Genomic DNA, 25,702 nt, shown 5'->3' with positions numbered 1-25,702 from the left:
GCCCGCACTTTCCTGCGGGCGGCTTTCCCTTACCTTCGAAAGAGACCGGATGCAGAGCGTCGTCTTCCCCAACAAGATCCTGCCCTATCTGCTGGTCGCGCCGCAGATCATCCTCACTGTGATCTTCTTCTTCTGGCCCGCCAGCCAGGCGCTTTATCAGTCCGCCATGCGGGAGGATCCGTTCGGCCTGCAGAGCACCTTCGTCGGGTTCGCCAATTTCAGCGCTATCCTCTCGGACGCCAATTACCTGCACTCCTTGCGGGTCACCGTCATCTTCAGCCTGTTGACGGCGCTCATCTCGATGGCTCTTGCCCTGCTTCTGGCCACCGCCGCCGATCTCGTCGTTCGGGGGCGTGGATTTTACCGCACCATGATGATCATCCCTTACGCGGTCGCGCCCGCCGTCGCAGGCATGCTGTGGCTCTTCATGTTCAATCCGGCAATGGGCACGCTTGCTTATATCCTGAGGCGCAACGGCATCGGCTGGGATCCTCTGCTTGACGGCAACCAGGCCATGGCGCTCGTCGTGCTCGCCGCCGCCTGGAAACAGATCAGTTACAATTTCCTGTTCTTTGTCGCTGGCTTGCAGGCGATTCCTAAGTCATTGCTTGAAGCTGCGGCGATCGATGGCGCGCGCGGCAGCCGGCGCTTCTGGACGATCGTCTTTCCGCTGCTTGCGCCGACCACCTTCTTCCTGCTGGTGGTCAACACCGTCTATGCATTCTTCGATACGTTCGGCATCATCCATGCCGTGACCGGCGGCGGCCCGGCCAAGGCGACGGAAACGCTTGTCTACAAGGTCTATAACGATGGCTTCGTGAACCTCAATCTCGGCTCGTCGGCTGCCCAGTCCGTCATCCTGATGATCATCGTCATCATGCTGACAGCTTTCCAGTTCCGCTTCGTCGAGCGGCGCGTGCATTACGGGTGAGGTAACATGATTGAAAACCGACCTCTCGCCACGCTTTTCGGGCATCTGATGCTGGTCATCGGCATCATCATCGTGGCCTTCCCGATCTATTACACCTTCATCGCCTCGACGACGACCTCGATCGGGATCATACGCCCACCGATGTCGCTGCTTCCCGGCGGCCATCTTATCGAAAACTATCGCGAGGCGATGTCGGGCGGCGTCGAGCGGGTGGTCGGCGTCAGTCTGGAGCGGCTTTTGTTCAACAGCTTCGTGGTGGCGCTGGCGATCGCGATCGGCAAGATCGTCATCTCGTTTCTTTCCGCCTTCGCCATCGTCTTCTTCCGCTTTCCCTTCCGCATGGGCTTCTTCTGGATGATCTTCATCACGCTCATGCTGCCGGTCGAAGTGCGTATCCTGCCCACCTACAAGGTGATCGTCGATCTGGGGCTCCTCAACACCTATGCAGGGCTTACTCTACCGCTCATGGCATCGGCGACCGCAACATTCCTGTTCCGCCAGTTCTTCCTGACGATCCCCGGCGAGATGGTGGAGGCCGCGCGCATCGACAATGCCGGCCCGTTCCGCTTCATGCGGGATATCCTGCTGCCGCTCTCGACGACCAATATCGCGGCGCTCTTCGTGATCCTGTTCATCTACGGCTGGACACAATATCTCTGGCCGCTGCTCGTCACCGACCAGGCCCAGATGAACACGATCATCATCGGCTTGCGGCGCATGGTGGATTTCACCGACGCCTCGACGCCCTGGAACTACGTCATGGTCACAGCGATCCTGGCGATCATTCCCCCCGTCATCGTCGTGGTGCTCATGCAGCGCTGGTTCGTCAAAGGTTTGGTGGAGACCGAAAAGTAATGGCAGAAATTGAACTGAAGGATGTCCGGAAGGTCTATGGGGGCGGCGTGGAGGCGATCAAGGGCGTCTCGCTCGACATAGAGGACGGCGAGATGATCGTTCTCGTCGGTCCCTCAGGCTGCGGAAAATCCACGCTGCTTCGCATGGTGGCGGGGCTCGAGAGCATCACTTCCGGCGACATCCTGATTTCCGGCAAGGTCATCAACGGGCTGGAGCCGGCGGAGCGCGATATCGCCATGGTCTTTCAGAACTATGCGCTCTATCCGCACATGACGGTTCGTCAGAACCTCGCCTACGGCCTGAAGAACCGCAACACGCCGAAGGACGAGATCGATCGGCGCATCACCGAGGCCGCGCGAGCCCTGGAGATCGAGCCCTTCCTGGAGCGCAGGCCGCGACAGCTTTCCGGCGGACAGCGCCAGCGCGTCGCCATGGGCCGGGCGATCGTGCGCAAGCCGGCGGCCTTCCTGTTCGACGAACCGCTTTCCAACCTCGACGCCAAGCTGAGAGTTCAGATGCGCGTCGAAATCCGCCGGCTGCAACGCTCGCTCGCAACCACCTCGATCTACGTCACGCACGACCAGATGGAGGCCATGACGCTTGCCGATCGGTTGGTGGTGCTGAACGGTGGCCGCATCGAGCAGGTTGGCACTCCGATCGAGCTTTATGAGAAGCCCGCGACCACCTTCGTCGCCACTTTCATCGGCTCGCCTTCGATGAACCTGATGGAGCTTCGCGAGGGCAGTGGCTGGTCGACCGAAGCCGGGCTTCCGTCCGGGACCGCGACCATCGGCATCCGTCCGGAAGATATCACCATCGCCGGCGCGGCCGTTCCCAGCGCGTTTCGGGCCGAAGTACAGGTCGCTGCGGTGGAACTGGTGGGTGCCGAAAGCTACGTCCACGGCAGCATGCACGATGGGCATGCCATCATCTTCCGCGTACCCGGACGTTCGAGCATCCGGATCGGCGAGACGGTCACGCTGACGGCCGAGCCACGCAATTTCCACCTTTTCGACAGGGCCGGAACTCGCGTACGCGACCCGTAAGTTCCGTCAGCCGGCTTTACGACCGACTCGCTGATCGAAGGGCGAGACCGCCGCGCGGATGAAATCCACGAGCTTCTGGGAAGCCAGCGACAGCGGTCTTCCGCTCGGCGTCAACAGCCAGACATCCATGAAGGTTTCGGGCAGAAGCGTCCTACGCACGAGACGGTCCTCGGCATAATCGAGGCCGACGAAAGGCGGCACGATGGAAATGCCGACACCATTTGCGACGAGACTGCAGGCCGTCTCCGACAGCGGCACCTCGATGCGGTTGCGCTTCTGCACGCCCTTGAGCTGGAAGGCGCGATCGATCGTCATGAGAGAGCAGTCGTCGCGGGCGAGCGAGATGAAGGGTACGTTGCGTAGATCGTCGATCTCGATCACTTGCCGCTTGGCCAGCGGATGGCTCACCGGCAGGACGCAGACCATGCTGAAACGCATGATGACCTGTGAACTGACATTCGGATGATCGAAGGGCAGCACGCTCAACCCGATATCGATCTGGCCGGCGGCCACGAGTTCACCGATCCGCGGAGATGTGCGGCTTTGCAGCGTGAAATGGATATCCGGCTGCTCCTTTAGGAAGGGTGAGAGCGCCTGTGAAAGATAACGCGTGGCAAGCGCCGGCGGCGCGGCAATCGTCACCTCTCCCCATTCCCGATTGCGAACGGCTTCGGCTAGCCGCGCTATCCGCTTGGTGCCGGAGAACATGCGCTCCACCTCGACCGCCAGCATGCGTGCCTCAAGCGTCGGCACCAGCCGTCCGCCGCTGCGCGTAAAAAGCTGAAAGCCACAGGCTTCGGAGAAGCTGCGCAGCAGCTTGCTGACAGCGGGCTGCGATATCCCGAGCTTCTCGCCCGCCAGGGTTACCGATCCCGCCTCGATCGTCGCGTGGAATGCCTCGAGCTGCCTGATGTTCATTGTCGCGTGAGGCCTTTCGGTGTGCCGGAACCAACATGAGTTCTGGTTATAATGATTGGATAACAAGCTATTTGACAATCATATTGCCGAGGCGCTTTATCATGCAAGCTATGCCGGTTTCTGGAAATGGAGCCGGCGACATGCGGATGCGGAACAAGCCACCGAAGAAGGGCCCGTCTCCAGTTCACATCATAATCTGCGGGGCACATCTGTCCGGCGGGCGGTCTTAAGCGAGGCCGGCTGAAGCACAATCATGTCAAGGCCGCACCAAGCGGCCGGTGGAACAAAGGGAACGAAGACATATGAAGAAGACACTCGGCTTATGCATGCTGGCTCTCATGGCGGCGGCGCCCGCCAAGGCAGCAATTCTCTCCGTCTGCATCGAAGGATCGCCGGAGGTCTTCAACCCCCAGCTTACCAGCAACGGCACCACCTCTTACGTGCTTGGCCAGATCTATGACGGCCTCGTCTCGGTGAAGGCCGGCTCGTCGGACATCCAGCCGGCTCTTGCCGAGAGCTGGACCGTATCCGATGACGGCCGCACCTATACGTTCAAGCTGCGCCCGGGCGTAAAGTGGCAGTCGAGCGAAGGGTTCACGCCGACACGGGATTTCAACGCCGACGACGTGATGTTCACCTTCGAGCGGATGATGAAGCCGGATCACCCGTATGCCAAGGTAAACGGCGGCAATTTCATTACCTTCAGCACCAAGCTCGCCGACACGCTGGAATCTGTCGAGAAGATCGACGACCATACGGTCGCCTTCACACTGAAGAAGCCGCTAGCGCCGTTCATCGGTATCATGGCTCACCAGTCGCTGGCGATCACATCAGCCGAATATGCCGATGCACTCTCCAAGGCAGGTACGCCGGAACTCCTCGATCGTGAGCCGGTCGGTACGGGACCGTTCCGGCTCGAAGCCTACCAGCAGGATGCCGCCGTCCGCCTTGCGCCGTTCAAGGAAACCTGGGGCGCCGCGATCAATGACCCGGCCCGCACGCCGATGCTCGATGCGGTGATCCTCGCCATCAGTGCCGACGCTTCGGTGCGCCTGCAACGCGCCATGGCCGGCGAATGCCAGATTGCACTTTATCCCAATCTCGCCGATAGGCAGATGATCGAGGAAAGCCCAAACCTCGATCTCGTCCAGACACCGGTCGCCTCGACCGGCTTCATCACCTTCAATTTCCGGGAGGAGAAGTTCAAGGACAAGCGCGTCCGCGAGGCGCTGGCGCATGCCATCAACATGAAGCCGCTTGTCGATCTCGTCTATGACGGCATGGGAACCGTGACGGGCGCGGTCATTCCGCCCTCGCTCTGGGGTCACGACAAGGGTCTCGGCGCCCATGGATATGATCCGGAACTGGCCAAGAAGCTGCTTGCCGAAGCCGGTTTCCCCGATGGCTTCTCCACCCAACTATGGGCCGTTCCGGTTTCCCGCCCCTATATGCCGAACGGCCGCCGGGCCGCCGAAATGATCCAGGCCGATTGGGCAAAGATCGGTGTGACGGCCGAGGTCGTCTCCTATGAATGGGGCGAATACATCACCCGTGCCCGTGCCGGCGAGGCGCAAGTCGGCATGTTCGGCGGCATCTACGACTTTCCGGACCCGAGCCAAATCCCGAACAACTATTTCACCTGCGACTCCTCCGGCAAACCGAGCCCATCCAATATCGGCGCATGGTGCGATCCGGAATTCATCGGCTTGATGAACGAGGCGGGTGCCGTGACCGATCAAGCCAAGCGCATCGAGCTCTACAAAAAAGCCCAGAAGGAACTCCACGCCGAGGTGCCCGCCGTGATCCTGGGCGGTGCCGATACGATCACGGCCGTCGCCAAGTCCGTCAAAGGTTATGTGCCGGCGATCTTCGGCACCAGCCGTCTTTCGGGTGTCACCGTCGAATGACCCGGATGCCGGCGGTTGAGACCGCCGGCATCTCTGGGCCTTGCCTATCTCATGTTGAAATGCAGGAAGTTGAAATGCGTGTCTTGATTATCGGTGCCGGCATCCTCGGGGCCAGCGCCGCCTACCATCTGGCCCGCCAGGGGCTTGATGTGGAAATCGTCGACGAAGCCCATCAGGGCAAGGCCACCATGGCCGGTGCGGGGATCGTCTGCCCGTGGGCCACCAAGGCTGACGATCCGGACTGGTATTACATGTATGCCTCGGGCGCCCGCTTCTACGACAGCCTCATCGAAGGACTGAGGGCAAAGGGCGAGACAGACCTCGGCTATGGCAAGGTCGGAGCGCTTGTCGTCGCCGAAGACCGGTCGGAATTCCATGCCGCCGCCGAGAGGATCGCGCAGCGCGTGAAGGACGCCCCCGAGGCGGGCGAAATTCGCCATCTGACGCCTGCCGAGGCCCGCGCGCATTTCCCGCCGCTGCGTGAAGATCTGGATGCGATCCATATTCCGGGAGCCGCCCGCGTCGATGCCCGGCTGCTTTCAGCCGCCATGGTGCGTGCCGCAGTTACCATGGGCGCGAAATTGCGCAGCGACTATGTGACGCTGAAGCTCGACGGCGACCGCGCCCGCTGCCTCGATAGCAATGGTCTTACGATCGAAGCCGAGGAGATCATCGTCACTGCCGGCGCCTGGGCTTCGCAGATCCTGCGACCGCTCGGCCTTTCCCATCCCGTGGTGCCGCAGAAGGGGCAGATCATCCACTTGCGTCTGCCGGGTGTCGCGACAGCCAAATGGCCCGTCGTGCTGCCCATGAGCAGCCACTACATGCTGGCTTTCGACGACTCCCGCGTGGTGATCGGTGCGACCCGCGAGACCAATTCCGGCTTCGACTACCGCGTGACGGCCGCCGGCGAGCATGAGGTTCTCAGCGCCGGTCTCAACATCGCGCCGGGCCTCGCCAATGCGACTTTGATCGAGACCCGCATCGGCTTCCGCCCCGCCGGCGAAACCATGAACCCGATCCTCGGCCGTGTGCCCGGCATCGAAAACCTGATGATCGGCAACGGCCTCGGCGCCGGCGGACTGACGATCGGACCATTCGCGGGCAGCCAGCTCGCCAAGCTCGCAACCGGCCAGGCGACGGATATCCCGATCGAGAAATATGCCCCGCAAGGGCGCTGATTCTCACCCCGAGCTGCCGCCTACGGGGCCGCATCCTCCCTCATTGTCAAAGGAACCCATGATGATCAAACGTCACCGCAAGCACCGCATCATGCACGGCGTCGTCGAGCATAACGGCGTGCTCTATCTCGGCGGCCATGCTGCCAACGACATTTCGCTCGGCATGAGGGAACAGACCCTTCAGACCTGCGCCAAGCTCGACGAGGTGCTCGCCGAATGCGGCTCCGATAAGCACCACATTCTTTCGGCTCGCATCTATCTGACGGACATGTCGCGCAAGGAGGAGATGAACGAGGCCTGGCTCGAATGGATCGACGGCGACGACCTGCCGTCGCGCGCAACGATCGGCGTTGCCGATCTTGGCGATCCGCGACGCCTTATCGAGATCGTCCTGATCGCTGCGAAGAAGTAACCACCCCGCGACGGGCGGGTTTCGTTCCGCCCGTCCGACTTTCAGCCGACGAGGGAACGGACATGGCCGACCAACCGAACCGGATCGACGATCGTTACGCAGCCACCGAGAGATATACGACGCTGCGCGGCATCTACAAGGATGCCCAGCGCCGCCTTTCCGAGATTGACTGGAATTATCTTTCCTGCGGCACGGGCGACGAGGTGACGCTCAAGGAGAATACCTCGGTCTTCGATAGTATTCGTTTCGAGGTGCCGCTCTTTGCCGGCATCGACAATCCCGACACCCGCACGAAGGTGCTCGGTTTCGACTTGAGCTTCCCCGCCTTCATCGCCCCATTCGGCGGCGGCGAGACTGTCTTCCATCCCGACGGCCATCTGGCGATCGGCCGGGCTGCCGCATCCGTTGGTATCCAGCAGATGGTGCCGGTCGCGGCCGCTCACTCACTGGAAGAAGTGGCCAAGGCCTCACCTGTCGCCTCAGTCTTCCAGATGACCTTCGTCGGGGACGAAGGCGCGGCACTCGACATGATGGAGCGCGCCAAGGCCGCCGGTTATAAATATATCTGCGTCACCTATTCGCCGATCCGCCAATGGCGCGAACGCATGATGGAGGACCGCTTCACCATTCGAGGTGAAGCCAGCCCTTCGAACTTCGGCCCCGGCAAATCCGATCCCGCAGCACTGCATGAACTTCTCGATTTCACACAGCCGCGCTGGACTTGGGCGCAGGCCGCAAGCGTCATCAAACGGGCTCCCCTGCCCTGCATCGTCAAGGGCGTCTCAAGTGCGCGCGACGCCAGGGCTTCCCTCGATGCCGGAGCCGTGGGGCTCTATGTCTCGAATTACGGCGGCCGCACAATCGACCGCACGCCGCCCGCACTGGAGACGTTGCCCACGATCCGTAAAGCGGTCGGCAAGGGCGTTCCGATCATATTCGATTCCGGCATTCGCCGCGGCAGCGATATCGCCGCCGCGATTGCGCTTGGCGCCGATGCGGTCGCGCTTGGCCGCATCATCGCCTACGGGCTTGCAGCCGACGGCGAAAACGGCGTGCGACGAACCCTCGAGCTGCTGCAACGGGAATTCTGGACGACACTTGGCCATCTCGGCTGTTCAAGAGTCGAAGAGCTGACACGCGAAGTCATCGCCTCCGGTAGTACTCGCTCAGGACGATGAATAGCAGCCGGCCTGCCGCCTAAAGGGCGATCCCGCTCTCCCTGTCGAATACATGCACCTGCTCGGCAGCAATGCTGGCCTGGAAGCGGACCCCATAGCGGGCGGGATATTCGCCGTCGACGACCGCCGTCACCGCCTGGCCGGCGAGATCGAAGACCACATGCGTCTGGGCCCCCGTGGGCTCGACCAGAAGGGTCTGACCGGCAAGAGCGCCTCGGCCGGCACCGGGGCTCAGATGTTCCGGACGCAGGCCGACCTTGATCCGCTGGCCGGGTTTCACCTTGCGATCGGCGGAAATGCGAACAGCCGTCCCGTCACCGAGCCGCGCGGCGGGCTCTCCGCCATCGGCCTCCACGGTGCCGTCCAGAATGTTCATCGCCGGAGATCCGATGAAGGCGGCCACGAAAAGATTGGCCGGCTTTCGATAAAGCTCCATCGGCGTGCCTTGCTGCTCCACCCTGCCCTGGTTGAGCACGACCACGCGGTCGGCAAGCGTCATCGCTTCAATCTGATCGTGGGTGACATAGATCGAGGTTGTCTTGACCTTCTGGTGCAGCGTCTTGATCTCGGATCGCATCTGCACGCGCAGCTTGGCATCGAGGTTCGAAAGCGGCTCGTCAAACAGGAAGACAGCCGGATTGCGAACGATCGCGCGCCCCATGGCGACACGCTGGCGCTGGCCGCCGGATAGCTGCGCCGGCTTGCGGTCGAGGAGATCGGTGAGGTCCAGCATGCGGGCGGCTTCCGCCACCCGCTCAGCGATCGCCGGCTTCGGCTCACCGGAAAGACGCAGATTGAAGCCCATGTTTTCGGCGACCGTCATGTGCGGATAAAGAGCGTAGGACTGGAAGACCATGGCAATGTTGCGCTCGCGGGGCGTCAACTCGTTCACCACCTTGCCACCGATCGAGACGTCGCCGTCGGTAATCTCCTCAAGCCCTGCGATCATCCTCAGAAGCGTCGACTTGCCGCATCCGGAGGGACCGACGAGGGCAATGAATTCACCGTCCTCCATTGATAGCGAGACGCCATGGATGACCCCCAGCGAACCGTAGGACTTCTTGATGTTCGACAGTGTAACGGATGCCATTGGCTGCTCCAATCTGCGGGATCAGGATTTCACGGCGCCGGCAGTCAATCCGGCAATGATATGCTTTTGCGCCAGGAAGAAGACGATGATCGTCGGCAGGATGGTGACCGTGATGAACGCCAGGACGAGCTGCCATTCCGTGCCGAATTCACCGCGATAGACCATGATGCCGAGCGGCCACGGATACATGGCCTCTGAGTTCAGCATGATGAGCGGCAGGATATAGCTGTTCCAGCTCGAGACGAAGGAGACGATACCGACGGTGGCGATGATCGGGCGCGAAAGCGGCAACGAGACATGCCAGAAGAAGCGGATATAGCCGCAGCCATCCACGAAAGCCGCCTGGAACAGCTCTTCGGGAAGATTGCGGAAGTAGTTACGGAACAAGAGGATGCTCATCCCGAGGCCGAAGGCGACCTGCGGCAGGACCACGCCCCAATAGGTATTGAGGAGCCCGAGATCGCGGATGCGGATGAAGAGCGGCAGGATGGCCGTTGCCGCCGGAAACATCAGCCCGATCAGGAAATAGTTGAGCAGGAAGTTCGAGCCGAAGAACCGGACATGCGCGAACGTGAAGGCCGCCATGGCCGAGACGGAGATCGTCAGCGTCACCGTTAGGACGGCGATGATCAGCGAGTTCATCATCTGCCGCCAGTAGCGTTCCCCGAACAGGATATCGGTATAGTTCGTCCACTGCCAATCCACCGGCAGGCCGAAGGGATTGGTGCGCAGATCGCCTAAGGTCTTGAAACCTCCGAGCGCGGTGGTCAGCAGCGGAACGACGACGACCGCCGCGATGATGATGAGCGACACGTAGAGATAGATCTTCGTGCCCGTGCTCATTCGAATGGACGAGGACATCTCAGTCATTGCGCATGAATATCCGTTTGTAGCTGAAGGCGAGAGTCACGCAGATCACGAAGAGGACGACGCCCACCGCACTGCCAAGACCGACCTGCATTCGGGTGACGCCGAAATTATAGAGGAAGGTCACCATGGTCTGGGTCGAATTGAACGGGCCGCCGCCCGTCAACGGCATGATCATGTCGAAAAGCTGCAGCGAACCGACCACGGCGAAGAAGACCGAAAGCCGCAGCGTCGAGCTCAGCAGCGGCAGGGTGACGAAGCGGAATCTCTGCCAGCCCGTGGCGCCGTCGATCTCGGCAGCTTCCAGAACACTTCTGTCGAGCGACTGCAGCCCGGCGATGAACAGCATCATGTGAAAGCCGAAATATTTCCACACGATGACTGCCAGGACCGCATAGATCGCCAGGTCCTTGTCAGCTAACACATAGGGCGTTTCGACACCAAGAAGGCCGGCAATGGCCGCAAACAGGCCGTAGTCGCCGTCATAGACGAAGCGCCAGATCAAACCCGCGGCGACATCGGCCAGAACGTAGGGCAGAAAGAAGATCAACCGGAAGAACACCACGCCCTTGATCCGGGTCGCCAGCATCGTCGCGAGCCAGAGCGCGAGCGGAATCTGGAAGATCAGCGAGACCACGATGATCAGGAAATTATTCTTAAGCGCAGTCAGGAACGCGCTGTTCTTGAACAGGACCTCGAAGTTTCTCAGGCCCACGAACTGCGTGGGCAGGCCATAGCCGTCCCACCGATAAAGGCTGTAGAAGGCGGCCTCGCCCATGGGCAGGATCACGAAGATCGTGAACAGGAGCAATGCCGGCGGCAGGAACAGAACCAACACCGGAAGCCGTCCGCGAACGGTAGGGCTTTTTCGCCGTGCAGAGGGCCTCGCCTCCGCGACGGGCCCGGCGGCCGTCGCTGCAGAAAAATTCGTCATCTTCGCTCCGGGTCTCAGGATCGCGGAATGCAAACCGTCGGGCGCGGACGCCCGCCGGTCTTCGGCATCACATTTTTTCCATCTCGATCGCATCCTGGATCATCTGCGCGCCCTCTTCGGACGACATCTGTCCCGATACGATGGCGACCGACACGTCGTTCACCACGCGGCCAACGGATGGACCGAGCTCCTGATCGAAGAAATTCTGATGCCATGTGGAGCGCGCGAGCTGTTCGGCGGACTGGTGCATGAGAGGGTCCGTCACACTGTCCTCGGCCCCGGCGACAGCCGGCAGAATCTGGCCGGCCTTGGCCATGAGACGCTCGCTTTCGATACCTGTCAGGTATGCCAGAAAATCGAGTGTTTCCGGCGGCGCCTTGGCGGTTACCGCCCAGCCGTTGATGCCTCCGAGTGTATCGGTTGCAGCACCCGCAGCACCTTCCACGACCGGGAATTCGAAACGGCCGATATTGTCGCTCGCCAGTCCCTTGCCGTCGCCGGCATTTTTGCGCTGATTGGCTTCCGTCGTATCGAACCCGAGAATCATAGCGGCCTTGCCGTCACCGAAGACGCCCAGCGCCTGCGGCCAGGTGGAGCCCAGATAGCCCTGCTGGAAGGGCTCCAGCTTACCGAGCTCGGCAAGCTGTTCGCCGGCCTTGATCGCAGCCGGCGCCAGGAAACCATCGCCCTCGCCGGTCTTTATTTCGTCAAAGCCCTGCTGTCCGGCATTGCGCATGACGAGATAGCTCCAGTAGAAATGGATCGGCCATTTCTCTCCACCGCCACCTGCGATCGGCGTAATGCCGGCGTCCTTGAGCTTCTTCACCGCGCCGAGGAAATCGTCCCAGGTTTTGATGCCGGCGGCGTCCACCCCGGCTGTGGTGAAATTCTCCTTGTTGTAGAAGAAGCTGACGGTGCTCATCTTGAACGGCACGGCACTCATCTTGCCATCGAAGGTCAGGCCTTTCACCGCGGCCGGATTGTAGGTTTTCAGCCAGGCGCCGCCATCGGCGTTCATCGCCTCCGTGATATCCTTCAAGGCGCCTGTCGCCTGCTGCTGTTTCAGGACGCCACCGCCCCAGCTATAGAAAAAGTCAGGCGCATCGCTCGATTGCAGCAGGGTCGGCAGCTTCGCCTTGAAAGCTTCGTTTTCGAGAAACTGCATCTCGATCTTCACGCCGGGATGCTCCGCCTGGTATTTGTCGACAATGTCCTGCCAGACCTTCACAAAGGCCGGATTGGATTCGACATGAAGCCATTTGACGACCGCATCGGCCGAGGCGGTTGAGCTGAAGGCCAGCGCGCCGATGGCAGCGGCCGACAGAAAGCGAAACGCAATTCGATTGATGGTCAGCATAAGGTGCTCCTCCCCAGTGGCACTTATTTCTGTATCCGGAATAAATAAAAGCGCCACGTGACCCTTCCTGTCAATAGGGGTGCCGGACAAAGCTCAAAACCGGCGGATTTTCCGCCCGCCCATCAAAATTTCAGTTGCAAACAGCGCGAAATCGATCCTACAACATGGCAAATTTAATTTGCCTCACGAAATAAATCGCGTCCGCGATGGGATCGTTAGGCATCGTGAGTGCCGATGAAGACTGCCGATCCGGAACTGATGCGCGCGATCAACCGCCTGAACGTGCTGGACACGATTCGGCGGCACGGACCGATCGCCCGCATCGAGATCAGCGAGCAGACGGAACTGTCGACCACGACCGTTTCGGCCATCACCGCCTCCTTGCTTGATGACGGCCTTATCCTCACGCGCCACGAGGGCGATATTCGCAACGAAGCGGTGCGGGGACGACCGCGCGTCATGCTGGAGGTCAATCCGGATGCGGCGCGCGTCGTCGGCGCCAAGATCGCCGCCAGCCGGATGGTTTTCGTCGTCACCAATTTCCGCGGCGACGTGCTGTCGAAACTGATGCTGCCCATTCGCATCGATCGCCAGCCGATCGGCGTCATCGCCGATCTCGTCGAGGACGGTGTGCGGCGCTGCGTGGTCGATGCGGGACTGTCGCTGGAAGACGTGGCAAGCGTCTGCCTCAGTCTGCCCGGCGTCATAGAACACCGTACCGGCCATATTCGCAGCAGTCCGATCTTTCGGGATGTGAACGTTGATTTTGCGACAGAAATGTCGGCGAGACTGTCCACCTCGACCATCGTCGAGAGCGATGCGCATGCCATTACGCTTGCCCATCATTGGTTCGGCAAGGCGCGCGAGCTGGAAGACATGGTGCTGATCTCACTCGAGCAGACGCTCGGCCTCGGCGTTCTGCACAACAACAAGCTTTTTCGTGGGGCGGGCGGGCTTAGCCACAATCTCGGAGATCTCGTGCTCGGCATGGGGTTGCAGGGCATCGTGCGGCTCTCCAGCCAAGCCGGAGAAAGCGCGATCCTCGGGGACCAGCAAACCGATGGTCGCTTTGCCGAGGCCATTCGGCTTGGCCGGGGCATGAGCCGTGCCCAGGCCTTGATCGAAGCCGATGACAACCGTCTGATCGAAGCGGCCAAGCGCGCGGGCGAAGCGGTCGGCTTGACGATCGCCAATATCGTTACGCTGTTTGCGCCGCCGCGCGTCATTCTTGTCGGCTCCTCGCTGGCGCTTGGAGAGCCCTTTCTGAACAGCCTGCGCGAAGCCTATGCTCTGGCCATTCCGCCTTCACTGAAAGGTGTCAGCGAACTCGTCTTCGATGATTCCGCAGACGATTTCTGGGCCCAGGGCGCTGCTGCGGTTGCTCTCTATGAGCTTTACGAGTCGCCCTGGAGCACGACGGGGCCTGCACTTTAAAAGATCAATTCATCGGGAGGATTTCATGGAGAAGGTTGGTATCGGCATCATCGGATGCGGCAATATTTCGGGCGCTTATCTGAAGGCGATGTCTTCGTTTCCGATCCTCGATATTCGCGGCGTGGCCGATCTCAATCGTGATCTCGCCGAGGCGAAGGCTTCCGAATTCAACCTTGCCGCCAGGAGTGTCGAGGAACTTCTTGCCGATCCTAAGATCGAGATCATCGTCAATCTCACCGTGCCGAAAGCCCATGTCGCGGTTGCTCTTCAGGCGCTCGACGCGGGCAAGCATACCTATTCCGAAAAGCCGCTCGGCATTAATTTCGCGGAAGGGAAAAAACTGGCGGATGCGGCGAGACGTAAAGGGCTTCGCATCGGAGCCGCTCCCGACACCTTCCTCGGGGGCGGCCATCAGACCGCCCGCGCCCTGATCGATGAAGGCGTCATCGGACTGCCGGTTGGCGGAACTGCCACTTTCATGTGCCCCGGACATGAGCGATGGCACCCGAATCCAGCTTTCTATTACGAGGTCGGCGGCGGCCCCATGCTGGACATGGGCCCCTATTACATCACCGATCTGGTAAACCTGCTGGGACCGGTCTCAAAGGTCGCGGGGTTTGCGACCACACCGCGCAAAGAACGCATCATCACCAGCGAGCCTCGCAACGGAGAGCGGATTCCGGTGCACGTGCCGACCCATGTCGCAGGGGTGATGGCGTTTGCAAGTGGCGCTGTCGTGCAGATCGGCATGAGCTTCGACGTTGCCGGCCACAAGCATGTGCCTCTCGAGGTCTACGGAACCGAGGGGACGTTGATCGTTCCCGATCCGAACCGTTTTGGTGGCTCGGTCGAGTATCTGAAGAAGGGCGGCCAGTTCGAGGAACAACCCGTGACGCTACCCTATGCGGACGGCAATTTCCGGTCGCTTGGGGTAGCGGACATGGCGTGCGCGATCCGTTCGAACCGCCCTCACCGGGCCAATGGCGATCTCGCCCTGCATGTTCTTGAGGTCATGGAAGCCTTCCATCTCGCTTCGGAATCCGGTCGGACAGTCGAGATTACCACTGCAACCGAGCGCCCAGCAGCATTGTCACAGTCGCTTGTCGACGGGCAGCTGGCAAATTGAAATTGTTGAGGAGGAAAACATGCGGGAAGCATTGATCGTCTGGGGCGGCTGGAGCGGCCACGAACCGCAGGAATGCGCGGCAATCATCAAGGACATGCTCGAGGAAGACGGCTTCAAGGTCTATCTGGAGCACAGTACCGAAGCCTTTGCCGATCCGTCGGTTCACGATTTGAGCCTGATCGTGCCGATCATGACCATGTCCAAGATCGAGAAGGAAGAGGTGAAGAACCTCGCAGCCGCGGTGGAAGGCGGCGTTGGCATTGCAGGCTATCACGGCGGTGCGGGAGACGCATTCCGCGAATCCGTCGACTACCAGTTCATCATCGGCGGCCAATGGGTCGCCCATCCAGGCAACATCATCGACTATACGGTCAACGTGACTCGCCCTGACGACCCGATCATGGAGGGCATCACGGATTTTCCCTACACGTCCGAGCAATATTATATGCACGTCGATCCTTCCAACGAGGTGCTGGCGACGACCACCTTTACCGGGGAACATGCCTATTGGATCGATGGCGTGGTCATGCCGGTCGCCTGGAAGCGGAAATACGGAAAAGGTCGCGTCTTCTATTCCTCGCTGGGCCATCAGGCGAAGGAATTCGACATCCCGCAGATGAAGTCCATTTTCCGCCGGGGCGCCAATTGGGCCGCGCGCTAGATCAACGGCGAACGGCTCATATCGCTGGATGACCTGATTGCCGGCGAAAGCCGGCAATTCGTCTTTTACTGAGCCGAAGACTGCGCGGGCAGGAAGGGAGTACCTATGATCCTGATCGGCCGGTCGATCAAAGGCCGATCTGCCGTTATACTTGCCGTCGCTTCCGTCGATATTTCGTCTTCGTCCGATTCCGGGCGGCTTTCCGGCACAGGTACGGAAACATCCTCCATGTTCTCGGACATCATCTGGGTCATTTGGAGCTCGTGGATGCGGTCGACATAGCGGTTCCAGTCGCATTTCTGGAAATTTTCCTGGCTGCGATACATGAAGGCCCGCGGGAGATCCTTGTAGCTCGTCTTGCTCCGGATCGAGATCATCTGGTCCGTCTCGAGATCGGAACCTTCCAGGACATAGACATCCATTGCCTGGTCCTCGCAGATGTACTGGCATTGACGCAAAACAGCTTCCGCCGCATCGCTGCTGACGAATTGGGAGTTCGGCGCAGGGAACAGATAGCCGTCAGACAGGCGCACGCAATAGAGCATGGCCTTGCCGGGCCTAACGACATTGCCGTATTTTTTAAGCGTTGATTTCTGTTGTTGTGGCGCTTGTGCGCCTTTTGCTGTCGCCTCGGTCGGCTGCCGCTGTCTTGCCTGCTGCCGCGCCGAGGTGCGGCAGTTTTCGAAACTGCGGGCAAAACTGCCTCCACGCGCAGCACCGAGTGCTGCTTCCACCCTGCGCCTCTGATTGGCAAGGTCGCGGCACGCGTTGAAAAATCCACCTTGCGACTTTTCCGACATGCACTGCCGCTTGCGCTCAATGGCGCGAACTGCAGCAAGCTGTCTTTGCAACTGCGCAACCCTTTCGCTTCCTGAACCGTCCGATGGGCTCCGGGCGGAGCCACAGCTTTGGGCCTGCGCTGCCGTCTGGCCGATGAGCAGCGGAAGCAAAACCAGGAACGCTGCAGACCAGAACCGTTTCATTGGCTACCACTCGGAATATTGAGGGATTGATGCCCGATGGGCTCCCTCCCCTTCTGAACGGGAAGCGAGGGAACCGCATCGGACTTGAGCACGACATCCGGATCAAGCCCCACCACGAGCGCCGCAAGGGCAAGACGGAGATATTCAGGCGATGCGGCGCCATCGACCGATCTCAAGACAGCGACCGACAGGCCGAGCCGGTGGGCGATCTCCCTGTCTGACAGGGAGAGCGCTCGCGCCGCATTCGCGAGATGTTTGTTCCCGTGCATTAGCCCGCCTCAACGAGGTTGCGGCCTCGGGGGACGCGGACGATGACCCCAGTGTGGCGGACGCGGGCGATGACCCCAATGCGGTGGTCGCGGGCGATGCCCTCCCCAATGCGGCGGACGCGGCCTATGCACGATGATCGGTAGTCCGATCACCGGACCGATGTGGATAATCGGCCGGCGCCGGTTCTGGTAGGTGGCCTGGAGATAGTTGCTGGAAGCCCAACCCCGCATACCGGCAAAGGTCACCTCGCACCAGCTATAGCCGTTCAGGCAACCACGGATGGTGAGCGTCGCGCCAGCGGGAATGGTGCCCACGCGGCCGTATTGCGTGCCCGGGCCGGTTCTCATGTTCACGTTGCCCGTGGCATAGGCATTGGCCGCCTCCGCCAGCGAGGGAAGCGAGATCCCCAGCAGTAGGGCAAGCATTGCCGCAATGTTTTTCGTCCGCATCGTCTTTCCTCGGGTTACGCTTCGCATTGACCTCGTCAATGCTCTGCAAGCCAGCAATCATGGTCCGTGAGCGGCGGAAATTCCGTCGATACGGCAATTTTCTCGATCTGCGCTTCAGGCCGCGTTTGCCGCGGAGTAAAATCGTGTCGCCAATGCAGTGCACTCCTCGGTGATTTTCAGGAGCGAGTTTACCCACCCGACTTCTTGACGAAGTCGGGAGCCATGAAATCAGCAATCAGAATAACCAATCGAACCCAAAGCGCGCGCGATCCCTCGGATGCGTTTTCCCGCGCCTTAAGCCTTTGTGTTTACCTATGCCGCAACCGCAAACCGCTGCACGGCACGTGTCAGCCTGCACGGTTCGGGAAGCAGAGTTCCCGAACCGTTTGCGCGGCTGGTCTCAGGAGCGCGCCACCAGTCTGTTCTTGATCAGACCGACAACGATCTGAACAACGGCGCCGGCCACGCCACCGCCGACGAACTGGCCTGCCAGGGCGGCGATATCGAATCCCGCCGCGGCGTCACCGGTTGCCGCACCCGTCGCCCCGCCAAGCAGAGCGCCGAGCAACTGGCCCCCGCCGACACCTCCGACCGCGCCGGCAATCAGGTTACCGATGCCTCCCAGATCAGAGCTCGGAACAACTTTGCCACCGGCCGTTCCGCCGAGAACACCACCAATCAACTGTGCGATAATAGCTTCCATGGATTCCTCCGTTATGGTCGCTCAATCCGCTGACCGCCAGCGGATTACCACTTAATGTTAAGACCGATATTCCCTTCGAAGATGCGCGTCCTTTCACCGCCTAGATTGGTCGTATAATCCAAGGTCGCGTATAGACTGACCCTCTCAGTCAGGCTGGCGACCACGCCTCCTCCGACTTCCAGCGACGTTCCGCCGATCTCGGTGACGATGGAATCGTCACCGAAGCGGACCGTCTGGTCGGAGGAAAAGTTGTGCCAGATATTCGCCTTGAGATAGGGCTGAATGCGACCGGCACTGGTCTGATAGTTCCCCTGTAGCCGGACGCCGAGCCGCCCGGTGAAGGCGTTGTCGGAGTCGAACGATACGGAGGAGAAGCTGTCGGATGAATCGTCCAGGGAAATATGCTGCCAGATGATCTGGCCTTGCGGTTCCAGTGTCCAATCCTCGCTAAGCGCGACCGGATAGCCGCCCTCGAGAGAGGCCGCGACGCCGGTCCCGTCGATATCGAGCGATTCGCCTGCCCTGGAGGTGGCGTCGCCACCGAACCACGTGCCCATGAGAATGGCATCGAGATACCAGCCCTGCGGCCCGATATGGGTCCAATAGCCACCCAGGCTGGTTCCGCTGACGTCCACATCGCCCACGGAGAGGTTGTTCCAACCCAGCGCCTGCCCCTTGATGTCGCCACTCATCTTGGAATAACCGAAGAAAAGGCCGAAGCGGTCGAAATGCCCATCCTCGGTCTCGCGGCCGAACAGGTCCTGGCCCGCCTGGAAGCCGAAGAGATTGCCGTCGAAACTGGGCAGAACGGTTCCGTCCCACTCCAATTCGGTGTTCTGGCCGAAGGTGCGCGCCCATGTGGTAGGCATCCATCCACCACCATGGAGCAAGGCTTGTTCGCCGCGCCGTTCATGGAAGGTACCGAGCGTCGACAGCGCCAGATATTGGGCGATCGGCGGCACGGCCGAATAGGTGGGAACCTCGATCCGGTAGAGCGGCACGACGTCGGCGATCACCGGCGTAGCCCCCGGGGTAGGCGGTACGGCTGATAATGCAGGCGTGGTGGGCGGCGCAGGCGGCGGTGGCGGCGGATCTGCCGCGGCCGCCGCCGGCGGTGGGGGTGGAGCTTCCGGCTGCGGATCCCCGGCATTGACGGGAGGCGTCGGGTCCGTCGGGTCCGTCGTCGCGTCTCCCTCGGTCGGCAAGGGCGTGGGGGGCAGTTCCGAAGGCGGGGGTGCCTCGACGATATCGGGCTCCTCGGATTGCGGCGTGGTATTCGGTTCAACCGGGCTCGGGGCCCCGGCGATCGCTCCGCTCCCGGACACGATCGTCGAGCGGAGATACCAATTGTCTTGAGTTCCGGCCGAAACACCGCCCTTGAACAGGTAATATTCGTAGGCGCCGGCAGCAACGCGGCTGTTGAGCGCAAATGCACCGCCCGCCGTGGTGCCGCCGTTCACGGCCTCGACGACCATGATGCCGTCCGCGGTCGTGCGCGCGCCCGCGCCTCCGGCATTGACCACGTTCATTCCCGTGCTTCCGGAGGCAAGCCCTCCGTCGATGACCAGCTTGTCGGAAGCCGAGGCATCGTCGCCGAGAACGGTATCGAGGAAGATCTGGCCACCGTTGCCGGTGTAATTGCCCATGACAGTGAACGTATCCGAAGTGCTGGCGCCACCATTGGTGAGATCGATCCGACCGCCATTCACCATATTGACGAGTGCTCCCGCCGTGAAGGAGGCTATCCCGCCGTTGGCACCGCCGCCATAGACGGTGCTGGCGGAATCGACCGTCAGCGTGCCGGTGCCGGTGCCGGCGTCGCCAAGCACCATGGTGCCGTCGAATACCAGTTCCGTATCATTGGTGAGGTCGATCGTTTCCCAGCTGTCGAAGCGGGCTACGCCTGCGGTCTTGACGTTGTTCATCGTCAAGCCGTCTGTGCCGGCGCCGCCGGTTATCTGCGTGGTTGCGCCGATATGGGAATTCGTCAGGTTGGTGAGTGTGGCGGTATCGTTATCCCCGCCGAGATCGATCGCACCATAGATGATGCCGCCGCCGTTCCAGTCGAACCTATCGTTGCCGAAGCTGAGCATCACATTGCCGCCGACCGTGCCGCCGGTCACAGTCACGCTGTCGGTTCCACCGCTGACGCTGATATTGCCGCCGATCGTACCGCCCGAAAGAATGATCGTGTCGTTGCCGAAGCCGGTGACCAGGTTGCGGTCGATCGTCCCACCCGACATATCGAAAATGTTGTCGTCGAGCTTCATGTTGACGCGGCCGATGCGGCCACCCGTCATGGTGGCGACATCGCCGTCATCGAAGGCATCGATGATGCGCCCACCGGACATGAAGAAAGTGTCGAGATTGTCGCCCTGGTTGAGGGACTGGATGGTTCCGCCCGTCATCCGGAAATCGTCTATGCCGCTACCCTGCTGCACATTGCCGGTGACGGTGCCGCCGGAAATCACGAAGGCGTCGTTGCCGTCGCCCTGGACCACGGCGCCGTCTATGGTACCCGAATGAATTTCGATCCTGTCGGCCCCAGGTCCGAATGTAACGTCGCCGGCAATCGTCCCTGTGCCGCCGCTGGGAAGAAGCAGCGTGTTGTTGCCGGCGGGATCTGTCAGCCCCCCGACCGATATGCCGCTGTCACAGGTGTAGGTATCGTCTCCCACTGGCGGAGCAAAGGTGCACGCGGCACTGACAGGCTCTGAGTAGAAAAGGATTACGCCGGATACCAGGCAGCTCCCGGAAAGCAGGAACCGCTTCAGGCCTTGCAACTCGGTACGATTGTTCATCGTCTCCCCTGTCAAATTGAAATGCTTTCCCAGCCAATTCCCTCTGACGGTTCTGAGTACGCCATAGGTATGACAGATTCGCAACCCTGAGCCGCGACCAGCAGAGATCTTACGACCATAGGAGATGGTAGGAAGCCAATGTAAAAAGAGAAGTTCGGCTTGATGATGCAGTATGCAAACAATTAATGAGAGTAAGCGTTAGCCAAGACAAACGCTTTATTGTGCCGAAGAGCGCAACAATTTGTATCAAATCGAAGCGGAAACATATTTCCACAGACCATTGGAACTCAATGCAAAATCAGAGAAATCGAGCATTCTCTAATTTTCTTTTTTGATTTTATTCAAAGAGGCCAATTCGATGTTTATGGCTCTTCGGCCAGGTAATGCCCTCATCCCCAGCTCCAATCACAGAAATGTGATGACGCCGCTCAAATTCTGGCCTCATTAACGTCGAAAACAAGGCAGCTGTCCGAGACTAGCCACCGAAGACCAAAGATCAGCGCGCAGGCATGCTGCTCTTTTTCGATCCATCATCAAAGGGATAGGTCTCATAAGCCGCCGATCTTGCTGTCGGAGGCTTCAACGACCTCGGTCGGCTCTGGTTTTCCTATCTTAATCCGCGGCTACGAGATGTCCGGCTGATACCTCCCGGTACGGCCGTGTTCGGATCTCATAATCCACGGGGCGGATAGGGCTCTTCAACTCCTCGTTCGTAGCCATGCGCTTCTCGCGGCGGCGATCGGGATCGGGCACGGGAACCGCGGCCATGAGCTTCTTCGTGTATTCGTGCTGTGGATTGCCGAAGACCGCTGCCCTCGGGCCGATCTCGACGATCTCGCCCAGATACATGACCGCGACCCGATGGCTTACCCGCTCCACCACGGCCATATCATGGCTGATGAACAGGAAGGCCAGATCGAGGCTCTGCTGCAGATCGAGCATGAGGTTGATGACCTGCGCCTTGATGGATACGTCCAGTGCCGAGACGCTTTCGTCGGCGACGATCACCTTCGGCTGAAGGGCGAGCGCCCGCGCGATGCAGATGCGCTGCCGTTGCCCACCGGAAAACTCGTGCGGATAGCGACGTGCCATGTCGGGAGACAGGCCGACCTTGTGCAGCATCTCCGCAGTCACCTCCCGGGCCTCCTTCGCCGTGCCCATCCTGTGCTCCAGGAAGGGCTCCGCAATCGCCTGACCGACAGTCATGCGCGGATTGAGCGAGGCGAACGGATCCTGGAAAATCATCTGGATCGTCCTTCGCATTCCTCGCATGCCATGCTTATCGAGACCGAGAACGTCCTTGCCGTCGGCGATCACCGAGCCGCCATCCGGTTCGATGAGCCTCATGATCGCTCGTCCGGTGGTGGATTTGCCGCAACCGCTCTCCCCCACAAGCGAGAGCGTTTCGCCGGCATGGAGATCGAACGAAACGTCCTCGACCGCATGCACCCGTCCGCTCAAGCGCCCGAACAGACCGGAATGGATGTCGAAACGCTTGGTGAGGTTCTTCACTTCAAGGATCGGCTTTCCTTTGGCGACGGTATCCGGCACTTCGACCGGCGTATCGGAAGCGCCCGTGGCTGGGTTGACCACAGGAAAGCGCAGCGGCCGTTCATATCGCTGCATCGAGCCCAGAACCGGAACGGCCGAAAGAAGCGCCCGCGTATAGGGATGCCTGCCGCGATGGAAGATGTCGGGCGTCGCTCCGGTCTCGACCTGCTCGCCGCGATACATGACCACCGTCCGGTCGGCGATCTCGGCCACCACGCCCATGTCGTGAGTGATGAAGAGAACGGAGGTCCCTTCCTCCTCCTGCAACATCTTGATGAGGTCGAGGATCTGCCCCTGGATCGTCACGTCGAGCGCCGTCGTCGGCTCGTCGGCGATCAGGAGTTTAGGCTTCGAGGCGAGTGCCATGGCGATCATCACGCGCTGGCGCATGCCGCCTGAGAAGCGGTGCGGATATTCGTCGAAACGTGAAGCAGCCGAGGGAATGCGCACCTTTTCGAGGAGCCTGACGGTCTCAGCCTTAGCCTCCGCCTTCGACATGGCCTTGTGGCACAGAAGCGCCTCGGAAATCTGGTCGCCGATAGTGAAGAGCGGATTGAGGCTCGTCATCGGCTCCTGGAAGATCATCGCGACCTCGTTGCCGCGGACCTTGCGCATCTTGTGCTCGGGAAGCGTCAACAGGTCACGGCCGCCGAGCATGATCCTGCCGTCGATACGGCTCGAATCCTCCTGCAGCAGCCGCATGATCGAAAGCGATGTCACGCTCTTTCCCGAGCCACTTTCGCCGACAATGGCAACCGTCTCGCCGGGCGCGACGGAGAAGGAAACGTCGCGCACCACCGGCTTCCATTCGCCATCCACCAAAAACGAGGTGGTGAGGTTTTCGACCGACAAGACCGGTTCGGCGGTCGAAACGGGCTCGGCTTGCGTGTTGCTCATGATCGTTCCCCTTGTTCTTTGTTGGCCGAGACTCAATCCGGCCAGCGCAGAAGGCTGTCGAAGCGGTGGCGGCTTCGTTCTTCGATGGGCGTGGCGATGATCTCGTTGGAGGCACGCGCCTTGTCGAGTTCTTCGGTCAGTCTCTGTGCGACGACCATTTCCTGGCCGGGATGCAGGTTGCAGGGGTCGAGGTAGAAGTGGTTGTGCTCCACCTCGTGGTCGCGAACGATTACCGGCGGGTTGCCGCGGGCGAGCGCCGCCGCCAGATCCCAGGCCGTGATATGCGCTTCCGCCGGCGTGACGATCACGCGCATGCGGTCGAGCGGGTTGTCGGTCGGGTCCGGCTCGATCAGCGCAGTCACGCCCGGACGGCCATCGAGCGTCTTTTTCCAAAGGTTGAGATAGCTGGTCTCGCGCTCACGGATGCCGGCATGGTCACGCTTTTCCCAGGCTTCCAGCGCCGCCATGACGCCGTAGATGCTTTCCTTGCCGACCTTCATGCCCCGGCCGATGCCCATGTTCTGCAGGAATGCGTGCCGCACCAGTTCCTTTTTGCCAGCTACGATGCCGGAGGTCGGGCCGCCGAGAAACTTGTGCCCGGAATAGAGCACGATATCGGCACCCTGCGCCAGGAAAAGCTTGAGATCGTATTCGGACGCCGCATCGACGATGACCGGCACGCCCTTCGCATGGGCAATCTCGACGAATTCGGTAAGGTGCAGCAATCCGTAATCGACGACGTGATGGGAAACGACGTAGACGGCAGCAGCCGTCTTTTCGTTGATGGCGTTTTCCATGTGGAAGCGGTGCGTCGAGGTCGCCTGGCCGATCAGCACCACCTTGCCGCCGCCCAGCCGGATCGCCTGATCCACCGGCGCGCCATAGCTCACCACATGGCCCGTCTGCACGATGACTTCGTTCTTCTCCGGCGTGACATCCGGCAGCTTCTCGATTGCCAGGAGGTTGTCGTCCGTGATCGCGCCGGCGACGGCCAGACTGATACCGGACGAGCAGGAGGCCGTGATAAACCCCGCCTCGCCGTCCGTGAGCCGTGCGATGACGGCGCTCGCCCTGCGCTGCAGGTCATTGATCTCCACGAATTGCGGTAGGATGGCCGACATGGCCGCAATCGCCTCCGGCACCACGATCGATGCCCCGAGGCTCGTCATCGTGCCGGATACGTTGATCACCGGCCGCAGGCCAATCGAAGGGCGGATATCATCGGACATTCAGTTTCTCCTCAGTGACGGCAGCTCGAGGATTCCCATCGACAGCTATGCCATAATAATGTAATAACCTCCTCAAATAGAATGAGGAGCGTTGAATTGGGCGCGAAGACATCATCGGCAATAGCCTCCGAAGGGGATCGCAAGCCTCCAGCCACGCGCCGCTCGCGCGTGAGCGGCATTGATCGCGCACTGCAGGTGATTGATTATCTCTACGAGACCGGCGCGCCAGCCGGCGCCTACGCGATCGCCAAGGCGATCGGCGCGCCGCTTTCCACCGTGTATGTCATCATCGACGATCTGGTGGAAAAGAACATGCTGGCGCGCAACGCCGACGGCTCTCTCTGGCTTGGCGCTCGGCTCTATCATTACGGGCTCGCCTATGCCCGATCGCTCGACTTCATGAGCGTTGCTACCCACGAAATGCATGATCTTTGCCGCCAAGCTGGCGAAACGGTGCAGCTCTGCGGACGCGACGGCGACCACATGCTGGTGCTGGCCATGGCGGACGGGCCGAGCCATTTTCAGGTCGCGTCGCGCGTTGGAACCCGCGTGCCGCTCAACTGGACGGCATCGGGTCGGCTTCTGGTCGGGCATCTCCCCGAAGCCGAACGTATCGAACTCTTCAAGCGCTGTGCCCGCACCTCGCCGACCGGTCGGGCGGAAATCGATGCCAAGACGCTCTCGGACGCCGCTGGGAGCGCATTCCAGGAGCGCCTGTCGATCCAAGTCGCTGAATCCGATTATGCCGTCGCCTGCATCGCCTCGCCGGTCTGCGACCGAAGCGGCCATTGCGTAGCTACCATTTCCATCGTGCTGCCGGAGCAGAAGGTCTTCTCTGACGAAAACCACTACACCGAGCACGTCCGCGCCTCCGCCGAGCGGATCGAAAAGGTGATGGGCTGGCGCAACCACTGATCTCATC

At 60.8% G+C, this 25,702-nt stretch carries 23 protein-coding genes; 11 read left to right on the top strand and 12 right to left on the bottom strand.

Translation table 11 applies throughout. From position 1 onward, the window contains the following. Positions 1–49 precede the first annotated feature (49 nt). From ugpA to YH62_RS06370, 3 genes are read left to right on the top strand one after another with little or no spacing between them, the layout of a single operon-like run. Positions 50–931, top strand: a complete 882-nt coding sequence (ugpA, locus tag YH62_RS06380; protein WP_046793337.1) for a sn-glycerol-3-phosphate ABC transporter permease UgpA — start codon at positions 50–52, stop codon at positions 929–931. Between the two features lie 6 nt (positions 932–937). Further along, complete coding sequence (gene ugpE, locus YH62_RS06375) at positions 938–1,786, top strand: sn-glycerol-3-phosphate ABC transporter permease UgpE (protein ID WP_046793336.1); 849 nt, start codon at positions 938–940, stop codon at positions 1,784–1,786. After that, a complete protein-coding gene (locus tag YH62_RS06370) occupies positions 1,786–2,832 on the top strand; it encodes a sn-glycerol-3-phosphate import ATP-binding protein UgpC (RefSeq protein ID WP_046793335.1) in 1,047 nt (348 codons plus the stop codon). Before ugpE ends, YH62_RS06370 begins: the two co-directional genes overlap by 1 nt. A gap of 6 nt (positions 2,833–2,838) precedes the next feature. Here YH62_RS06370 and YH62_RS06365 read toward each other — a convergent pair whose 3' ends face one another. Next, positions 2,839–3,750: a LysR substrate-binding domain-containing protein gene (locus tag YH62_RS06365; protein ID WP_046793334.1), complete on the bottom strand. Its 912-nt coding sequence runs from the start codon at positions 3,748–3,750 to the stop codon at positions 2,839–2,841. Between the two features lie 302 nt (positions 3,751–4,052). On the opposite strand from YH62_RS06365, the gene YH62_RS06360 reads away from it, so the two are divergent. The 4 genes from YH62_RS06360 to YH62_RS06345 all read left to right on the top strand — a co-directional run bounded on the left by YH62_RS06360 (position 4,053) and on the right by YH62_RS06345 (position 8,428). Beyond that, entirely contained in the window at positions 4,053–5,657 is a 1,605-nt protein-coding gene (locus YH62_RS06360) for an ABC transporter substrate-binding protein (RefSeq protein ID WP_046793333.1), read from the top strand. A gap of 74 nt (positions 5,658–5,731) precedes the next feature. Next, on the top strand, positions 5,732–6,838 hold the full coding sequence (locus YH62_RS06355; RefSeq protein ID WP_046793332.1) for an FAD-binding oxidoreductase: 1,107 nt from the start codon (positions 5,732–5,734) through the stop codon (positions 6,836–6,838). A 61-nt stretch (positions 6,839–6,899) separates the two neighbouring features. Beyond that, on the top strand, positions 6,900–7,250 hold the full coding sequence (locus YH62_RS06350; protein WP_046793331.1) for a RidA family protein: 351 nt from the start codon (positions 6,900–6,902) through the stop codon (positions 7,248–7,250). Between the two features lie 62 nt (positions 7,251–7,312). Then, positions 7,313–8,428 carry an alpha-hydroxy acid oxidase gene (locus YH62_RS06345; RefSeq protein WP_046793330.1) on the top strand — a complete coding sequence of 372 codons (1,116 nt, stop codon included), beginning with the start codon at positions 7,313–7,315 and terminating at the stop codon, positions 8,426–8,428. A gap of 19 nt (positions 8,429–8,447) precedes the next feature. On the opposite strand, the gene ugpC is transcribed toward YH62_RS06345, so the two are convergent. The 4 genes from ugpC to YH62_RS06325 all read right to left on the bottom strand — a co-directional run bounded on the left by ugpC (position 8,448) and on the right by YH62_RS06325 (position 12,676). Then, positions 8,448–9,518 carry a sn-glycerol-3-phosphate ABC transporter ATP-binding protein UgpC gene (gene ugpC, locus YH62_RS06340; RefSeq protein ID WP_046793329.1) on the bottom strand — a complete coding sequence of 357 codons (1,071 nt, stop codon included), beginning with the start codon at positions 9,516–9,518 and terminating at the stop codon, positions 8,448–8,450. A gap of 21 nt (positions 9,519–9,539) precedes the next feature. After that, positions 9,540–10,388: a carbohydrate ABC transporter permease gene (locus tag YH62_RS06335; RefSeq protein WP_046793328.1), complete on the bottom strand. Its 849-nt coding sequence runs from the start codon at positions 10,386–10,388 to the stop codon at positions 9,540–9,542. Continuing rightward, the gene (locus YH62_RS06330) at positions 10,381–11,319 is read right to left on the bottom strand and encodes a sugar ABC transporter permease (protein WP_046793327.1); all 939 of its coding nucleotides are present in this window, start codon (positions 11,317–11,319) and stop codon (positions 10,381–10,383) included. Before YH62_RS06330 ends, YH62_RS06335 begins: the two co-directional genes overlap by 8 nt. A gap of 67 nt (positions 11,320–11,386) precedes the next feature. Further along, the gene (locus tag YH62_RS06325) at positions 11,387–12,676 is read right to left on the bottom strand and encodes an extracellular solute-binding protein (RefSeq protein ID WP_046793326.1); all 1,290 of its coding nucleotides are present in this window, start codon (positions 12,674–12,676) and stop codon (positions 11,387–11,389) included. 234 nt (positions 12,677–12,910) lie between these two features. Here YH62_RS06325 and YH62_RS06320 point away from each other — a divergent pair, with 234 nt between their 5' ends. The 3 genes from YH62_RS06320 to YH62_RS06310 are packed head-to-tail and all read left to right on the top strand — an operon-like array spanning position 12,911 to position 15,897. Further along, on the top strand, positions 12,911–14,110 hold the full coding sequence (locus tag YH62_RS06320) for an ROK family transcriptional regulator (RefSeq protein ID WP_046793325.1): 1,200 nt from the start codon (positions 12,911–12,913) through the stop codon (positions 14,108–14,110). 25 nt (positions 14,111–14,135) lie between these two features. Then, complete coding sequence (locus YH62_RS06315) at positions 14,136–15,236, top strand: Gfo/Idh/MocA family oxidoreductase (RefSeq protein ID WP_046793324.1); 1,101 nt, start codon at positions 14,136–14,138, stop codon at positions 15,234–15,236. 19 nt (positions 15,237–15,255) lie between these two features. Continuing rightward, on the top strand, positions 15,256–15,897 hold the full coding sequence (locus YH62_RS06310) for a ThuA domain-containing protein (protein ID WP_046793323.1): 642 nt from the start codon (positions 15,256–15,258) through the stop codon (positions 15,895–15,897). A gap of 65 nt (positions 15,898–15,962) precedes the next feature. Here the strand turns inward: YH62_RS06310 and YH62_RS29400 are convergent, their stop codons facing one another. From YH62_RS29400 to YH62_RS06275, 7 genes are all read right to left on the bottom strand, one after another. Then, complete coding sequence (locus YH62_RS29400; RefSeq protein WP_245282049.1) at positions 15,963–16,697, bottom strand: DUF2865 domain-containing protein; 735 nt, start codon at positions 16,695–16,697, stop codon at positions 15,963–15,965. Between the two features lie 179 nt (positions 16,698–16,876). Further along, positions 16,877–17,149, bottom strand: coding sequence for a hypothetical protein (locus YH62_RS06300; RefSeq protein WP_046793322.1), 273 nt, complete (start codon positions 17,147–17,149; stop codon positions 16,877–16,879). 9 nt (positions 17,150–17,158) lie between these two features. Beyond that, positions 17,159–17,599: an SH3 domain-containing protein gene (locus tag YH62_RS06295; protein ID WP_046793321.1), complete on the bottom strand. Its 441-nt coding sequence runs from the start codon at positions 17,597–17,599 to the stop codon at positions 17,159–17,161. A 400-nt stretch (positions 17,600–17,999) separates the two neighbouring features. Further along, on the bottom strand, positions 18,000–18,302 hold the full coding sequence (locus YH62_RS06290; RefSeq protein ID WP_046793320.1) for a hypothetical protein: 303 nt from the start codon (positions 18,300–18,302) through the stop codon (positions 18,000–18,002). Between the two features lie 44 nt (positions 18,303–18,346). Further along, positions 18,347–21,103 (bottom strand): autotransporter domain-containing protein, encoded by a 2,757-nt coding sequence (locus YH62_RS06285; protein WP_046793319.1) that lies wholly within the window; start codon positions 21,101–21,103, stop codon positions 18,347–18,349. 612 nt (positions 21,104–21,715) lie between these two features. Then, entirely contained in the window at positions 21,716–23,551 is a 1,836-nt protein-coding gene (locus YH62_RS06280; RefSeq protein ID WP_046793318.1) for an ABC transporter ATP-binding protein, read from the bottom strand. A gap of 32 nt (positions 23,552–23,583) precedes the next feature. After that, the gene (locus YH62_RS06275; RefSeq protein WP_046793317.1) at positions 23,584–24,780 is read right to left on the bottom strand and encodes an aminotransferase class V-fold PLP-dependent enzyme; all 1,197 of its coding nucleotides are present in this window, start codon (positions 24,778–24,780) and stop codon (positions 23,584–23,586) included. An 81-nt stretch (positions 24,781–24,861) separates the two neighbouring features. On the opposite strand from YH62_RS06275, the gene YH62_RS06270 reads away from it, so the two are divergent. Beyond that, positions 24,862–25,695, top strand: coding sequence for an IclR family transcriptional regulator (locus YH62_RS06270; protein ID WP_046793316.1), 834 nt, complete (start codon positions 24,862–24,864; stop codon positions 25,693–25,695). The last annotated feature ends 7 nt before the right edge of the window (positions 25,696–25,702 follow it).

The sequence above is a fragment of the Rhizobium sp. LC145 genome, assembly GCF_001005825.1.
Classification (GTDB): Bacteria; Pseudomonadota; Alphaproteobacteria; order Rhizobiales; family Rhizobiaceae; genus Neorhizobium.
Note: the sequence above shows the minus strand (reverse complement) of the source record. Positions and strands in the feature narration are given on the sequence as shown.

Coding starts and splice junctions, on each gene's coding strand:
- ugpA (WP_046793337.1), top strand. CDS start 50: ATGCAGAGCGTCGTCTTCCCCAACAAGATCCTGCCCTATCTGCTGGTC.
- ugpE (WP_046793336.1), top strand. CDS start 938: ATGATTGAAAACCGACCTCTCGCCACGCTTTTCGGGCATCTGATGCTG.
- YH62_RS06370 (WP_046793335.1), top strand. CDS start 1,786: ATGGCAGAAATTGAACTGAAGGATGTCCGGAAGGTCTATGGGGGCGGC.
- YH62_RS06365 (WP_046793334.1), bottom strand. CDS start 3,750: ATGAACATCAGGCAGCTCGAGGCATTCCACGCGACGATCGAGGCGGGA.
- YH62_RS06360 (WP_046793333.1), top strand. CDS start 4,053: ATGAAGAAGACACTCGGCTTATGCATGCTGGCTCTCATGGCGGCGGCG.
- YH62_RS06355 (WP_046793332.1), top strand. CDS start 5,732: ATGCGTGTCTTGATTATCGGTGCCGGCATCCTCGGGGCCAGCGCCGCC.
- YH62_RS06350 (WP_046793331.1), top strand. CDS start 6,900: ATGATCAAACGTCACCGCAAGCACCGCATCATGCACGGCGTCGTCGAG.
- YH62_RS06345 (WP_046793330.1), top strand. CDS start 7,313: ATGGCCGACCAACCGAACCGGATCGACGATCGTTACGCAGCCACCGAG.
- ugpC (WP_046793329.1), bottom strand. CDS start 9,518: ATGGCATCCGTTACACTGTCGAACATCAAGAAGTCCTACGGTTCGCTG.
- YH62_RS06335 (WP_046793328.1), bottom strand. CDS start 10,388: ATGACTGAGATGTCCTCGTCCATTCGAATGAGCACGGGCACGAAGATC.
- YH62_RS06330 (WP_046793327.1), bottom strand. CDS start 11,319: ATGACGAATTTTTCTGCAGCGACGGCCGCCGGGCCCGTCGCGGAGGCG.
- YH62_RS06325 (WP_046793326.1), bottom strand. CDS start 12,676: ATGCTGACCATCAATCGAATTGCGTTTCGCTTTCTGTCGGCCGCTGCC.
- YH62_RS06320 (WP_046793325.1), top strand. CDS start 12,911: ATGAAGACTGCCGATCCGGAACTGATGCGCGCGATCAACCGCCTGAAC.
- YH62_RS06315 (WP_046793324.1), top strand. CDS start 14,136: ATGGAGAAGGTTGGTATCGGCATCATCGGATGCGGCAATATTTCGGGC.
- YH62_RS06310 (WP_046793323.1), top strand. CDS start 15,256: ATGCGGGAAGCATTGATCGTCTGGGGCGGCTGGAGCGGCCACGAACCG.
- YH62_RS29400 (WP_245282049.1), bottom strand. CDS start 16,697: ATGTCGGAAAAGTCGCAAGGTGGATTTTTCAACGCGTGCCGCGACCTT.
- YH62_RS06300 (WP_046793322.1), bottom strand. CDS start 17,149: ATGCACGGGAACAAACATCTCGCGAATGCGGCGCGAGCGCTCTCCCTG.
- YH62_RS06295 (WP_046793321.1), bottom strand. CDS start 17,599: ATGCGGACGAAAAACATTGCGGCAATGCTTGCCCTACTGCTGGGGATC.
- YH62_RS06290 (WP_046793320.1), bottom strand. CDS start 18,302: ATGGAAGCTATTATCGCACAGTTGATTGGTGGTGTTCTCGGCGGAACG.
- YH62_RS06285 (WP_046793319.1), bottom strand. CDS start 21,103: ATGAACAATCGTACCGAGTTGCAAGGCCTGAAGCGGTTCCTGCTTTCC.
- YH62_RS06280 (WP_046793318.1), bottom strand. CDS start 23,551: ATGAGCAACACGCAAGCCGAGCCCGTTTCGACCGCCGAACCGGTCTTG.
- YH62_RS06275 (WP_046793317.1), bottom strand. CDS start 24,780: ATGTCCGATGATATCCGCCCTTCGATTGGCCTGCGGCCGGTGATCAAC.
- YH62_RS06270 (WP_046793316.1), top strand. CDS start 24,862: ATGAGGAGCGTTGAATTGGGCGCGAAGACATCATCGGCAATAGCCTCC.